The sequence below is a fragment of the Mycobacterium sp. NGS62 genome, assembly GCF_059812285.1.
Window position 1 is genome coordinate 525,094 of the sequence record NZ_JCALCK010000001.1, and the last position, 12,645, is coordinate 537,738.

Sequence of the window (12,645 nt, forward strand, 5' to 3'; positions counted from 1 at the left end):
GCGGCCAAGGGGACTAGCGTCGCTTGGTATGGCCACTAACCTCGTCGCCGCCGTGCCCGACCTGACCGGAAAATTGGCCGTCGTCACCGGGTCCAACAGCGGCCTGGGATTCGGGCTGGCCCGCCGGCTCTCGGCGGCCGGTGCCGATGTCGTGATGGCGATCCGCAACCGCGGCAAAGGTGAGGCCGCCATCGCGGAGATCCGCCGCACGGTTCCGGATGCCAAGCTGACCATCAAGGCGCTCGATTTGTCGTCGCTGGCCGGCGTGGCCGCCCTGGGCGAGCAGCTCAACTCCGAAGGGCGTCCCATCGACATCCTGATCAACAACGCCGGTGTGATGACCCCGCCGACGCGCGACACCACCGTCGATGGATTCGAATTACAGTTCGGCAGCAATCATCTCGGGCACTTCGCGCTCACCGGGCACCTGCTGCCGCTACTGCGTGCGGCCAATCAAGCCCGGGTCGTCTCGCTGAGCAGCCTCGCCGCCCGTCGTGGTCGTATCCACTTCGACGACCTGCAATTCGAGAGGTCCTACACCCCGATGGGGTCCTACGGGCAATCCAAGCTGGCGGTGCTGATGTTCGCCCGGGAGTTGGACCGCCGCAGCCGCGAGGCCGGCTGGGGCATCCTCTCCAATGCGGCGCACCCGGGGTTGACCAAGACCAACCTGCAGATCAGTGGTCCCTCCCACGGCCGGGCCAAGCCGTCGATGATGGAGCGCTTCTACAAGCTGTCGTGGCGGCTGACTCCGTTTCTTTGGCAGGAAATCGACGAAGGCATCCTGCCCGCGCTGTATGCGGCCACCGCCCAGGACGCCGAAGGCGGCGGGTTCTACGGGCCGCGCGGCATCTACGAGGCCGCCGGCGGCGGCGTGATCAACGCCAAGGTCCCGGCCCGTGCCCGCGACGACGCCGACAGCCGACGCCTCTGGGAAATCTCCGAACAACTCACTGGGGTCTGTTATCCCAATGCCTGAATCCAGCATCGTCGTCCGCCCCGAGCCGATTGAGAGCGAGACTTACACCCCGTCGTCGCGGCTGCGGGCCGCGGGCCTTGCGCCGGCCGTCGCACTGTTCGAACAAGCCGCCGAAGCGGTACCGCTGCCGAAACCGCCGCACCCGATCGTCATCGTCGACTACGGCGCGGCTACCGGACACAATTCGCTGTTGCCGATGTCGGCAGCGATCGCAGCGATCCGCCGTCGCACCCGACCCGAGCATGCCGTGCAGGTCACCCACACCGACCTGCCGGACAACGACTTCACCGCACTGTTTCGTACCCTCGCCGAAGATCCGGACAGCTACCTGCATAAGGACTCGGCGAGCTTCGCCTCGGCCATCGGCCGCTCGTTTTACGGGCAGCTCCTGCCGACCCAAAGCGTCACGCTGGGCTGGACGTCCTGGGCGACGATGTGGCTGAGCCGCTCCCCGACCGGTGTCGACGACCACGTCCAGGTCGCCTACAGCAGCGACGACGCCGCCCGGGCGGCATACGAACACCAGGCCGCCCAGGACTGGCAGGCGTTCCTGGCATTTCGGGGCCGTGAGCTGGCCGTCGGGGGACGGTTGGTGGTGCTGACGATGGCCGTCGGCGACGACGGCGAATTCGGCTACCGGCCGTTGGTGCACGCCATCGTCGCGGGCCTGGGCGATCAGGTCCGCGACGGGTTGTTGCGCGACGAGGAACTGCGGCGCATGATCATCCCCACTTTCGCTCGCACCGAGAAGGACTTTCGGGCGCCGTTCGCGCCCAAGGGCCGCTTCGAGGGAATGTCGATCGAGCATCTGGAAGTGTTCAACGCCGAGGACCGGTTCTGGGCCCGATACCAGGTCGACCATGATGCCGCGACGTACGGCGGGCAATGGGCGACGTTCGCGCGGACAGCGATTTTCCCGACGCTGGCCGGGTGGCTCGACGGCGGTACCGACGACCCGCGGGCGGCCGATTTCGTCGAGCACCTTGAAGCCGCCGTCGCGGCGCGACTCTCCGCCACCCCCGAGCAAATGCAGATGCCGCTCGCGTCGGTGGTGCTGGTCAAGCACGGACGGTCGCACTGACGCGCCCGGTTTGGATTCATCGGGGCAACGGGTAACCGTCGGCCAACACCCTGAGCCCAACGGGATGGAAATGGTGATGAGCAAAGACGACGACGAAAAAACCCGTGCCGAAAAGGTCGACGAAGACAGCGGCGATAACCAAGAGCAGAAGATGACCGAGGCACCCGACGTCACCGATGAGCACAAAGAAAAAGCCGCCGAAATGATGAAGTCCTATGACGATCAGCGCCCGACGGCCGTGATGCCGGGATCAGAGGGGACCATCACCGGAACCGCGGTCAACGAGTGGCTTGACGACGAGGGCAACCCGAAGTTCGCCGACGACGCCAAAGAAGGTGCGCCGAAAGAAGACGCCCCTCAAGAGGACAGCTAGCTAGCTGCCGGGGGCGGCGGCTGCGGCAAGAACCGCGGGAAGCCGGGAACTCGCGGGATCACGGCGGCTTGCGACGACGTCGGCGCCTGGGTGGTGGTCGGTGCCTGCGTCGTCGTCGGTGCCTGCGTGGTGGTCGGCGTCTGGGTGGTTGTGGTCGGTGGTTGAGTAGTCGTAGTCGGCGGCTGGGTCGTCGTGGATGGCGAGGGCGACGACGGGGCGCTGGATTCTGTCGACGGCGCCGATGAACTGCCCGGTGCCTCTGATGACGCGGAGCTTTCGGTCCCGGATCCGGGGCTTGCCGATTCCGGTGTGGTGCTGACACCCGGCGCCGGGGTTGTCGGTGCGCTGGGCGTGTGGCGCAGCGTGATCAGAATGGCGGCCCCGATGGCCAATACCACCAGGGCGGTGCCGATGATCACCACCGCCGGCCGCCGATACCAGGGCACCGCGGCGGCGCTGGCAGCGGCGGGGCGGGCCGCGTGGTCGACGGCTGGCTGTGGCCGGGCGGACGTCGCGGGGGCGCTGCTGGTCGCTGCCGGGTACTCGCCGGTGAGAAGCGGCATGATGGCCGAGGCGTCGTCGGCTTCAGACCAGGCCAGCGCCGGCTCTGGGCCCGGGCCCGGGTCTGCTTCGGCCATCGTGGTGGCATCGGCGATCGGTCCGGCTTCGGTGACAGCCGGCGCCAACGCCGTCGCACCGGTGTCTCCAGGACCTCGGATGGCCTGAAGCGCCACGCCGACGGCAGCGGCCAACTGCGGCCGCGCCGCCGTGATGACCCGGGCGCGTAGGTGTTCCGACAGCGTCGTGGTGATGGCCGGGATGCTCGCACCGCCACCGATCGTGGCGACCGCGGACACGTCACGGATTCCGTTGCGCTGCAAGGCGCGCTGAACCGCAGCGACGAACGCGTCCAACGGCCGACGGATCGCGTCGTCGAGTTCGGTTCGGGTGAGCTGGATGTCGCCGCGATATCCGGGCAGCTCCGCGGTCAGCGTGGTGGCTGCGGCCGACGACAGTTCTTCTTTGGCGTGTCGGCAGGCAGCCCGTAGCCGGGTCATCGACCCGATCTCCGAGGTTTCCGAGGCGTCGAGCGAACCCGCCGCCGACAGATCAGCCAAGACGCGGCTGAGCAGCGCCTCGTCGATCACGTCGCCGGAGAACTCGGTGTGCCGCACGGTCGGCGCGACCGGCTGGTAGCCGTTGGCGGCATCGACCAGCGTGAGGCTGGTGCCGCTGCCGCCGAAATCGCACACCGCGATGATTCCGCGGCCCGGCAGCCCCGGGTTCGCTTGCAGGGCGGTCAGCGCGGCCAGGTAATCCGGAAGCAGCGTCAATCCGCCCGCCCACTCGGGCACCCGGCCCAGCGCAGCCCCCAACGCGTCCACCGCCGCTGGCGGCCAATGCGCCGGATAGGCGACGGCGATCGTTTCGGGCAGGGCGCGACCATCGGTTGCGGTGTAGGCCAATGCCCGCAGGCTGTCGGCGAGTACGGTTTCGCTGCGGTGCGTGGAGCCGTCAGCTGCCACGATGGCGGCCGGATCGCCCACCCGGTCGACGAAGTCGGTGATGACCAGGCCGCGCTCGGTTAGGTTCGGGTTCTCCGATGGCACACCCACCTCGGGTGGACGCTGCCGATACCGCGTCAGCACCGGCTTGCGGGTCACCGCTCGATTGGCGGTCACGGCCGCAAGGTTGGTGGCGCCCACCGACAGACCTATCGCTGGTTGTTGTCCGTTTGCCATGGCCACCCTCGATATCCGCCGGCGCGCCGACGCGCACCGTCCCCCAATTTATAGAGAGCCCGGATCAGCGAATCGTGCCGGCTCCGGCGATCAGCGGAAGGTCGAGCGCGGTGACCCAGCCCGGGGAGAGTTCGTTGACGGCCGGCACCGCGTTGAGTGCGCGCATCCCCGTCGCCAGACAGCCCGCCGTCGCCGCGTCGCGTCCGGATCCGTCGGTGAACCGAAAGGCGGTCTCCTGAAAGATGCTCGGCGTTCCTTCGATGTCCACCCGGTAGACGTCGTCCTTGGTGCCCGACGGCCAGTCCGGCGCGGCGTCGTGCCCGATGCGGTTGACGTGTTCGAGTTGGATTCGCGTCTTGCCCTGGTAGATGCCGTTGATGGTGAACCGGACCGCCGCGACGTGGCCGGGCGCGATGATGCCCTTGGCGGTCTTGCGCTCGGTGGGGGTCACCCACTTGTCCCATGTGGTGGTGATTTCGTCGAGCATGATGCCGGCCGCGTGCGCGATCATCGGGACGGTAGCGCCCCAGGCGAAGATCAGCACGTCGCGGTTCTCCAGCACCGGGCGAAAGTCAGGCGCGCGGCCGATGCCCATCTCATTTTCGTAGTCGCCGGTGTAGTTGGTGTAGTCAAGCAACTCGGAGGCCCGCACGGTGTGCACCTCCGAGCACAGACCCATCAGCGTCATCGGGAACAGGTCGTTGGCGAATCCAGGGTCGATGCCCGTGGTGAAACACGACGACTCACCCAGCTCGCAGGCCTCGGTGATGGGCTGAATCCAGTTGGGCGGATTGAGGTGCATGGTCGGCCAGACCCAGGGCGTCATCGCGGTGGAGCAGACGTCGATGCCGGCGCGCAGAAACCGGGTCAGCAAAGCGATGTTGGCCTCGGCGTGCGCGGCGGTCGGCCCGTAGTGCACCAGCGCGTCCGGCTGCAGCGCGATCAGCGCGTCGGCGTCGTCGGTGGCGGTGATGCCGACCGGCTCGGCCATCCCGCAGATGTCGCCGACGTCGCGGCCCACCTTCCCGGGACTGCTGACACCCACGCCCACCAGTTCGAACTGTGGGTGCTTGACGATCTCGGCAATCACCATCTTGCCGATGAACCCGGTACCCCACACCACAACCCGTTTTGGACTGCGTTCTGACATCTGTCACCTCTCTGCTCGTGTCCGGCTCGCCCTGAGCGGCGCCCACGCGGTTGGGCGTCCGCAAAAGATGCAAAAAACGCTGGATATCCGGCGCCTGAGTGCCACCATAAGGCCGGTAACCGTCCCTGAACCGGAGGCATCCAGATGACGCGTTTCACGGGCCGTACTGTGTTCGCCACCTTTGCCGCGTTCACCGTAGCCATGGGTACCTGTGCTGTCGGCGTGGCCAACGCAGTACCGCAGCTGCAGAAAATCCGCTACGTAATAAGTGGCAGTTCCCCTGTGGCCGAATACATCTCATACCAAACCGACACCGGGCAGCAGCAGCAGGCAAATGTGACATTGCCGTGGACGACGCAGTTCACCGCGTTCAGTACCCAGGTATTTGTGCTCAGCGCCGAGGGCGCCGGCTCGATCACCTGCGCGATCCTGGTCGATGGCGACGTGGTGACCAATATGACCGCCACCGGCCAGCCCGCCCGCACCGCCTGCTCGCACTGACCCGCTTGTCAGGCGATACTCGCGGACATGGCTTTTGACGCGCTTCGGTGCAGTCCGCTGCTATCAGCGCTTAGTATCAGGCGAATTGCGTGCGAGACGAACGGAGAGTGGTCCGTGAAGACGTTGGCACTCAGCGCAGTGCTCACCGCAATCGCGGTGACCCTCGCGCCGGTATCTCGAGCCGAGATGCAGATCGGCAACTATGCACTTGAGACGCCACGAGATCCGGGCCATGACTGGCTGTGGGCCATCCGGCCATGCGGTACCGCCGGCTGCGTGCATGTGCAGGCGATCCCACAGCCCAACGGACAGGCCGCGCCCTACAACGGGGACGCCCACCTCGTCGACGGCCGCTACACGATGAGCGTCGACGTGCCCGACGGTGTGCGATGCGTAATCGCCTTCTTTCCGTCACATGACACCTACTCCTGGGACGCGGTAACGCTCAGCGGTTCGGTGCAGTCCAGCTACGAGACGGGCTGCGGCGGCGGGCCGGGCGGAACTGACAGCTATCCCTTCACGCTGACCCGGTGGTAGCGGCTGGGGCTTAGCTACCAAAAAACCTGCGCCTGTTCTTGCTGGCACGTTATGGTGCTGCCAAGTTGCTGACAAGTTGCTGTGGGAGGGCCCGTTGCAGGGGACTTCGTTCGGGAAGTACCGGCTGATCGAGTTGCTGGGCCGAGGCGGCCAAGGCGAGGTTTGGCGCGCCCATGACACGGTGATCGACCGGATTGTCGCGATCAAGATCCTGCCCGCCGATTTTTCCCGCGACGAGGTGTTCCAGCAGCGGTTCCGTCGGGAAGCCCATGCGGCCGCACGACTGAGCAGCCCGCACGTCATACCGATCCACACCCACGGGGAAATCGACGGGCGGCTGTTCGTGGATATGCGGCTGATCGAGGGTCGCGACCTGCAGTCGCTTTTGGGCCGAGGTCCGGTGGCACCGGAGCGAGCGGTGTACATCATCGACCAGATCGCCAAGGCATTGCATGCCGCACACAAGGTCGGGTTGCTGCATCGAGATGTCAAGCCGTCCAACATATTGCTCGACGACGACGATTTTGCCTATCTGATCGATTTCGGAATCGCCCGTGCGGCAGGCGAACTGGGCTTGACAACAGCCGGCGACGTGATCGGGACCTTCCACTACATGGCCCCGGAGCGGTTCAGCGCCGGGCAACTCGATGCCCGCCCCGTCGACGCGCGCTCGGATATCTACGCGTTGACCTGTGTGCTGTACGAGTGCTTGACCGCGGCACATCCGTTCCCCGGTGACAGCCTGGAGCAACAACTCACCAACCACCTGACAGCGCCGCCGCCACGGCCCTCGATCACCGACCCCGGGCTTCCCGGCGGATTCGATGCGGTCATCGCCACCGGCATGGCCAAGAACCCCGATGACCGATACGGCACCGCCGTGCAATTGGCGCGGGCCGCCTACGACGCCGTCACCACGCCGCCGGCGCCTGCTCGCAGCCAGCCGGCGCCTCCCCCTCGCGGAAACCGGCAGGCCCGCCCGGAGGGCCGCGGCCGACCACACACCCCGAAACCGCAGCCCGTGGCCAGCCCCGCGACGATCCAACGCCGGTTGCCCAACGCCGTCGCGACGCCGCGGCCGCAGCCCGTGCCTGCGCACCTGCCCGAGGCGACGCCGTCGCCGTCACAGCCGTGGTGGCGCCGCAAACCTGTGCTCATCTCGACCGCCGCCGTACTTGGCGTCATTGTGCTCATCGCGGGCATGGTCGTGCTGGGCGGTGGCGGCTCCAAAGCCGGCGACACGCAGCAGACGGCGTTGCCCTTCACCGGCCTGCGGGAGCCGCAAGGTGTGTCGGTCGACAGCGGCGGGACGGTGTACGTCGCCGACACTTTGCACAATCGGGTGCTGGCGTTGGCGGCGGGCTCCACCACCCCGGCCGTCCTGCCGTTCGACGGACTCAACTATCCAACCGGTGTCACTGCGGACAACAGTGGAACGGTCTACGTCACCGACGCCGGCAACAAGCGAGTCGTGGTGCTACCGGCGGGCTCGACAGCCCAGACCCAGCTGCCATTCACTGATCTCGGCAATCCGACCGGTGTGACGGTGGATAACAGCCGGACCGTTTATGTGACCGACACTGCGAAGAACCGGGTGGTGGCGCTGCCCGCTGGTTCGGACAGGCAGACCGAGCTTCCGTTCACCGGCCTCAACGCTCCGACCGGCGTAGTGGTGAACAGCAACGGAACGATTTACGTCGCCGATGGCGGTAACGACCAAATCCTGGCGCTGCCCGCTGGTTCCAGCAGTCAATCCACACTGCCCTTCCGGGGCCTCAACGAACCCGGCGGCGTGACAGTGGACAACGACGGCGCCGTCTATGTCACCGACAGCCAAAACAACCGGACCCTGAAACTTCCCGTCGGCTCGACGACGCAAGTCGAACTGCCGTTCACCGGTCTCGATTTTCCGTGGGGTTTGGCCGTCGACAGCAATGGCACTGTCTACGTTGCCGGCCACAGCAACAAGGTGATGTCGCTGCAGCAGAAGTAAGCACGGCAGGGCGCTCGCCCCAGTGGCGGGCCCGTACCGGAAGATGTCCTGGTGTTCGGACTTGTCGTCGTCGTTGCGCTTGTCGCCACCGTGGTGGTGGGAACGGTTCTGGGCAAGCGCTATCGCGTTGGACCGCCGGTATTGCTCATCCTGCTCGGCGCTCTGCTGGGCCTGATCCCTCGGTTCGGCGAGACCCGCCTGGACGGGGAGATCGTGCTGCTGTTGTTCCTGCCGGCGATCCTCTACTGGGAGAGCATGAACACCAGCTTTCGCGAGATCCGGGCGAACCTGCGCGTCATCGTCTTGTTCAGTGTCGGCTTGGTGATCGCCACCGCGGTGGCGGTGTCGTGGACGGCACGATCGCTCGGGATGGAGTCGCACGCGGCGGCGGTGCTCGGTGCCGTGCTCTCGCCGACCGATGCCGCGGCCGTGGCCGGGCTGGCGAAGCACCTGCCGCGTCGCCCCCTGACTGTGCTGCGCGCCGAAAGCATCATCAACGACGGAACTGCGCTGGTGCTGTTCGCCGTGACTGTGGCCGTCGCTACCGGCAGCCCCGCGATCGGTCCGGCTGCCCTGGTCGGCCGTTTTGCCGGCTCATATCTTGGCGGCATCGCCGCCGGGCTGGCGGTCGGCGTGGCGGTGACCTTGCTGCGCCGCAGAATCGACGCGCCACTCGAGGAAGGCGCGCTAAGTGTGCTGACGCCGTTCGCGGCGTTCCTGCTCGCCGAAACGATGCACTGCAGCGGTGTGGTCGCTGTCCTGGTGGCCGCCCTGGTCCTCACTTATGTTGGTCCGCGGGTGATCCGGGCCCGCTCGCGCCTGCAGGCGTTCGCGTTTTGGGATATTGCGACGTTCCTGATCAACGGTTCGCTGTGGGTGTTCGTCGGCGTTCAGATCCCGGGCGCGGTGCATGGCATCGTCAATGTCGGTGCCGGACTGGGCCACGCGGCGTTACTGGCCCTCGCCGTCACCGGCGTCGTGATCGCCACCCGAATTGTCTGGGTCGAAGCCACCACTGTGTTAATCCGGACCGTCGACCGGCGAGCGGTGCAGCGCGCCCGTCGGACCAATTGGCGTCAACGCGTGGTGTCCAGCTGGGCGGGATTCCGTGGCGCCGTGTCGCTTGCCGCGGCGCTGGCCGTTCCGCTGACCACGCACAGCGGCGGCGCATTCCCGGACCGCAACCTGATCATCTTCGTGGTGTCCGTGGTGATTCTGGTGACCGTCTTGGTCCAGGGCAGCACGCTGCCCCTCGTGGTCCGCTGGGCGCGAATGCCCGAAGACACTACGCACGCTGAGGAATTGCAACTGGCCCGCTCTCGCAGCGCCGAGGTGGCGATCGAAGCGTTGCCCGTGGTCGCCGATGAGATCGGCATCGGCGGTGAACTACTGGACCGTCTGCAGACGGAATACGAAGACAATGCCGCGCTCATCATGGCCAGCGCCGACGACCCGACCACCAGCGGCGCAGCCGAGCAGAACGACCTGATACGACGGGTGCGTCTCGGCGTGCTCGAGCACAAACGCCGGGCTGTCACCGAGCTTCGGGATCAAAACCGGATCGATGACATCGTCCTGCGCGAGTTGCAGTCGGCGATGGACCTCGAGGAAGTACGGCTGCTCGACCCCGCGGACACCGACTGATCGACGTCCTTACTGGTTCGGAACTCTGGCGGCGATCTGGTTGGCGATGTCGACAGCCGTGTTCTGCGGGTCGGGGCTGCAGGTGTTTACGTCGACGATGACGTTGTTTCGAACCGCCAACGCCCGCCCGCACGCCCAGCCGCCGGCTCTGGGGTCCTGCTGACTGGCGATCAGACTCAGGACCCCGTTGGCGTTGGATATCGGCCCGGCAGTCCATTTCGTCCCGGACTGGACGTGGCGGTATTGGTGGCACTCCGGCCATTGCTTGGCGGAGGCGGCGAAGAAGGCGTTGGCTTGTTTGGCGATCGGGAACAACACCACCGCCTGCTCGGCATAGTGGGTGAAGTTGTCGCCGTCGTTGAATGCCTGATCGAGCATCGCCGTGAAGCCGGTGTCGGCGTAGACCTGGGCCTGCGCCGCGCTGTCGACGGCCAAGCACTCCCGGGGCTCCATGATTGCGCTGTCGTCGGACATTGTGTCGTGTTTCCTGGTGATTTTCATTTCGGTCGCCCCCATCACGGGGTTGATTTGCTCGGGGGCGAGCAGCAACGCGCCCAGTTCACGCTCGACTACGGGACGAGGAATGCGCGATGTGGTGGTGGTTGTCGTCGATTTGGCGCCGTGGTCGTCGCCGCCGCCGCACCCGGCGGTGAGAAGGCAAAGGCTTACTACGACGAATGCGGCCGTCAGATGACGCATCTGCTCTTCCCCATTCCCGGTCACCGCGTCGCGGTCGCCCTCCTGCGTCGCCGGTCAGAACTCGCGTGTCGTCAGCCTAACGCCATTTGCGGGGAGCCGGGCGGAGGCCGAACCGCGGTGTCAGTCACGGTCAGGTTGCGACTCTTCCGGGGTCCAGGCCTGCGGCGGGGCCGGCTGACCTGGAAAGAGGAAGTCGACAAACGCCGCGGCGGTCGGCTGTGGCTCGTGGTTGGCCAGCCCTGGCCGCTCGTTGGCTTCGATGAAGACATAGTCGTCGCCGGTGACATCGGGGACGACGAGGTCGATGCCGGTCACCGGGATGCCAATCGCCTCGGCCGCAGCGACAGCTACCCGACAGAGTTCCGGATGCACCTTTGCGGTGACGTCGTAGATGGTGCCGCCCTGATGCACGTTGGCGGTGCGACGAACCCGTAGTCGCGTGCCTTCGGGCAGTACGTCATCCAGCGTCCAACCGGCGTCGGCGACCGTGGCCTCGGTGACCTCGTCGAGCGGGATGCTGGCCTCGCCGTCGCTGGCCTGGGAGCGTCGCCGGCTCTCGGCCTGGATCAAGTCCCGCACGTTGTGGTCGCCCGTGCCGATCACCTCGGCGGGCTGTCGCAACGCGGCGGCCACCACTTTGCCGTCGATGACCACCAACCGCAGGTCGTCGCCGGCCACTCGCTCCTCGATGAGCACTTCGGGGTGCTGCTCGCGCGCCCGGGTCAACGCGGCGGCAAGCCCGTCGGGACCGTCGTCGACCGTGATACCGACCGTGATGCCCTTGCCCTGCTCGCCGCGCGTGGGTTTGACGACGACCTCGTGGACTTCGGTCAGGAAGGCGTAGTCGGCGTCGTCGAAGGTGGCCAAGCGGCCGCGGGGCACCCTTATGCCGGCCTGCGAGACAAGGCGCCGGGTCAACCGCTTGTCGTCGCACCGGCACATGGCCACCGCCGAGGTGAATTCAGACAGCGACTCACGGGTGATCACGCTGCGGCCACCGTGAGTGAGCCGCATCTCGCCGACCTCCGCGTCCAGGATCTCCACCCGGATTCCGCGGCGCAGCGCCTCGTCGGCGATGATCCGCGCATATGGATTGAGGTCGTCGATCGTCTCCGGCGACAGAGTGAACAGCGGCTCGTTGATCGCGTTCTTCCGCTTGATCGCCATCACCGGGATGCGACGAAAACCCAGTTTCTCGTAAAGGGCGATGGCCGCGGAGTTGTCGTGCGCGACGGACAGGTCCAGGTAGGCACGGCCCTCGCTTTGGAAGTGCTCAGCCATCGCCTGAGTCAGCGCTGCGCCGACGCCGGGCAGCGCGGCAGCCGGATCCACCGCCAGGGCCCACATGCTGGACCCCCGCTCGGGATCGGAGAACAACAACTCGTGGTCGACACCGGTCACGGTGCCCACCACCGCGCCGTCCTCGTCGCGCACCGCAATCAGGTAAATCACCGCCGGAGCCTGCCGATGGTTGCTCCAGATCGTGTCGACTGGCGCCGGGACCATTCCGCAGCGCACATAAACCCGGTTCATCGCATCGGCGTCGTCGGGCTCCTTCAGCGTGCGGACCGTCAGACCGGTCGGCGACGAAGTCATGTCTTCGGGATCAGAGTCCTTGAAGCGCAGTCGATAGGTGTGGCTGGGATCGATGAAGAACTCGCTCGGCGACCCGGCGACCACCACATGCGGCTCACGCGGGTAGATGCAAATGTCCCGCCGCCCCGGCCCTTCCCATCGCAGCGCCTCGGTCAGCTTGCCCAAATCGGCGAAGGTCTGACCGAATATAAGTCGGCCCCAACCTAATTCGAGCTCGACGTCCTCGGTCATCTTGTCCATCAAGTGGGACGGCGCGGCGTCGTGCAGGCCGAGCGTGATCGCCTCGGAATGGTCGTCGGCACGGGTCATCGGCGCCGCTCCTCTCCCCCGCAAGCGGGAGGTACCCCCGC

Annotated in this window: 11 protein-coding genes; 7 read left to right on the forward strand and 4 right to left on the reverse strand. The window is 66.6% G+C overall.

Annotated elements, in window-relative coordinates; genetic code table 11:
• Positions 1 to 28: 28 nt before the first annotated feature.
• The 3 genes from AC5Y49_RS02580 (at position 29) to AC5Y49_RS02590 (ending at position 2,433) form a co-directional block, all read left to right on the forward strand.
• Positions 29 to 979 (forward strand): SDR family oxidoreductase, encoded by a 951-nt coding sequence (locus AC5Y49_RS02580; RefSeq protein WP_499884241.1) that lies wholly within the window; start codon positions 29 to 31, stop codon positions 977 to 979.
• Positions 972 to 2,060 (forward strand): class I SAM-dependent methyltransferase, encoded by a 1,089-nt coding sequence (locus AC5Y49_RS02585; RefSeq protein ID WP_499884242.1) that lies wholly within the window; start codon positions 972 to 974, stop codon positions 2,058 to 2,060. The genes AC5Y49_RS02580 and AC5Y49_RS02585 overlap by 8 nt, the downstream gene beginning before the upstream one ends.
• A gap of 76 nt (positions 2,061 to 2,136) precedes the next feature.
• Positions 2,137 to 2,433: a hypothetical protein gene (locus AC5Y49_RS02590; RefSeq protein WP_499884243.1), complete on the forward strand. Its 297-nt coding sequence runs from the start codon at positions 2,137 to 2,139 to the stop codon at positions 2,431 to 2,433.
• Here AC5Y49_RS02590 and AC5Y49_RS02595 read toward each other — a convergent pair.
• Positions 2,430 to 4,175 (reverse strand): Hsp70 family protein, encoded by a 1,746-nt coding sequence (locus tag AC5Y49_RS02595; protein WP_499884244.1) that lies wholly within the window; start codon positions 4,173 to 4,175, stop codon positions 2,430 to 2,432. The genes AC5Y49_RS02590 and AC5Y49_RS02595 overlap by 4 nt on opposite strands.
• Before the next feature lie 64 nt (positions 4,176 to 4,239).
• Positions 4,240 to 5,325 carry an NAD(P)H-dependent amine dehydrogenase family protein gene (locus AC5Y49_RS02600; protein WP_499884245.1) on the reverse strand — a complete coding sequence of 362 codons (1,086 nt, stop codon included), beginning with the start codon at positions 5,323 to 5,325 and terminating at the stop codon, positions 4,240 to 4,242.
• A gap of 144 nt (positions 5,326 to 5,469) precedes the next feature.
• Between AC5Y49_RS02600 and AC5Y49_RS02605 the strand changes: the two genes are divergently transcribed.
• The 4 genes from AC5Y49_RS02605 (at position 5,470) to AC5Y49_RS02620 (ending at position 10,000) form a co-directional block, all read left to right on the forward strand.
• Positions 5,470 to 5,826: an MmpS family transport accessory protein gene (locus AC5Y49_RS02605; protein ID WP_499884246.1), complete on the forward strand. Its 357-nt coding sequence runs from the start codon at positions 5,470 to 5,472 to the stop codon at positions 5,824 to 5,826.
• A 186-nt stretch (positions 5,827 to 6,012) separates the two neighbouring features.
• Positions 6,013 to 6,363: a hypothetical protein gene (locus AC5Y49_RS02610; protein ID WP_499884632.1), complete on the forward strand. Its 351-nt coding sequence runs from the start codon at positions 6,013 to 6,015 to the stop codon at positions 6,361 to 6,363.
• A 94-nt stretch (positions 6,364 to 6,457) separates the two neighbouring features.
• Positions 6,458 to 8,356 (forward strand): serine/threonine-protein kinase PknD, encoded by a 1,899-nt coding sequence (locus tag AC5Y49_RS02615; protein ID WP_499884247.1) that lies wholly within the window; start codon positions 6,458 to 6,460, stop codon positions 8,354 to 8,356.
• A gap of 51 nt (positions 8,357 to 8,407) precedes the next feature.
• Positions 8,408 to 10,000: a Na+/H+ antiporter gene (locus AC5Y49_RS02620; protein WP_499884248.1), complete on the forward strand. Its 1,593-nt coding sequence runs from the start codon at positions 8,408 to 8,410 to the stop codon at positions 9,998 to 10,000.
• Positions 10,001 to 10,009: 9 nt separating this feature from the next.
• Here the strand turns inward: AC5Y49_RS02620 and AC5Y49_RS02625 are convergent, their stop codons facing one another.
• Together AC5Y49_RS02625 and ngg are read right to left on the reverse strand one after the other, a co-directional pair.
• On the reverse strand, positions 10,010 to 10,699 hold the full coding sequence (locus AC5Y49_RS02625) for a sensor domain-containing protein (protein WP_499884249.1): 690 nt from the start codon (positions 10,697 to 10,699) through the stop codon (positions 10,010 to 10,012).
• Positions 10,700 to 10,819: 120 nt separating this feature from the next.
• Positions 10,820 to 12,604 carry an N-acetylglutaminylglutamine synthetase gene (gene ngg, locus AC5Y49_RS02630; protein ID WP_499884250.1) on the reverse strand — a complete coding sequence of 595 codons (1,785 nt, stop codon included), beginning with the start codon at positions 12,602 to 12,604 and terminating at the stop codon, positions 10,820 to 10,822.
• Positions 12,605 to 12,645 lie beyond the last annotated feature (41 nt).

Coding starts and splice junctions, on each gene's coding strand:
- AC5Y49_RS02590 (WP_499884243.1), top strand. CDS start 2,137: ATGAGCAAAGACGACGACGAAAAAACCCGTGCCGAAAAGGTCGACGAA.
- AC5Y49_RS02595 (WP_499884244.1), bottom strand. CDS start 4,175: ATGGCAAACGGACAACAACCAGCGATAGGTCTGTCGGTGGGCGCCACC.
- AC5Y49_RS02625 (WP_499884249.1), bottom strand. CDS start 10,699: ATGCGTCATCTGACGGCCGCATTCGTCGTAGTAAGCCTTTGCCTTCTC.
- AC5Y49_RS02610 (WP_499884632.1), top strand. CDS start 6,013: ATGCAGATCGGCAACTATGCACTTGAGACGCCACGAGATCCGGGCCAT.
- AC5Y49_RS02585 (WP_499884242.1), top strand. CDS start 972: ATGCCTGAATCCAGCATCGTCGTCCGCCCCGAGCCGATTGAGAGCGAG.
- AC5Y49_RS02600 (WP_499884245.1), bottom strand. CDS start 5,325: ATGTCAGAACGCAGTCCAAAACGGGTTGTGGTGTGGGGTACCGGGTTC.
- AC5Y49_RS02605 (WP_499884246.1), top strand. CDS start 5,470: ATGACGCGTTTCACGGGCCGTACTGTGTTCGCCACCTTTGCCGCGTTC.
- AC5Y49_RS02580 (WP_499884241.1), top strand. CDS start 29: ATGGCCACTAACCTCGTCGCCGCCGTGCCCGACCTGACCGGAAAATTG.
- ngg (WP_499884250.1), bottom strand. CDS start 12,604: ATGACCCGTGCCGACGACCATTCCGAGGCGATCACGCTCGGCCTGCAC.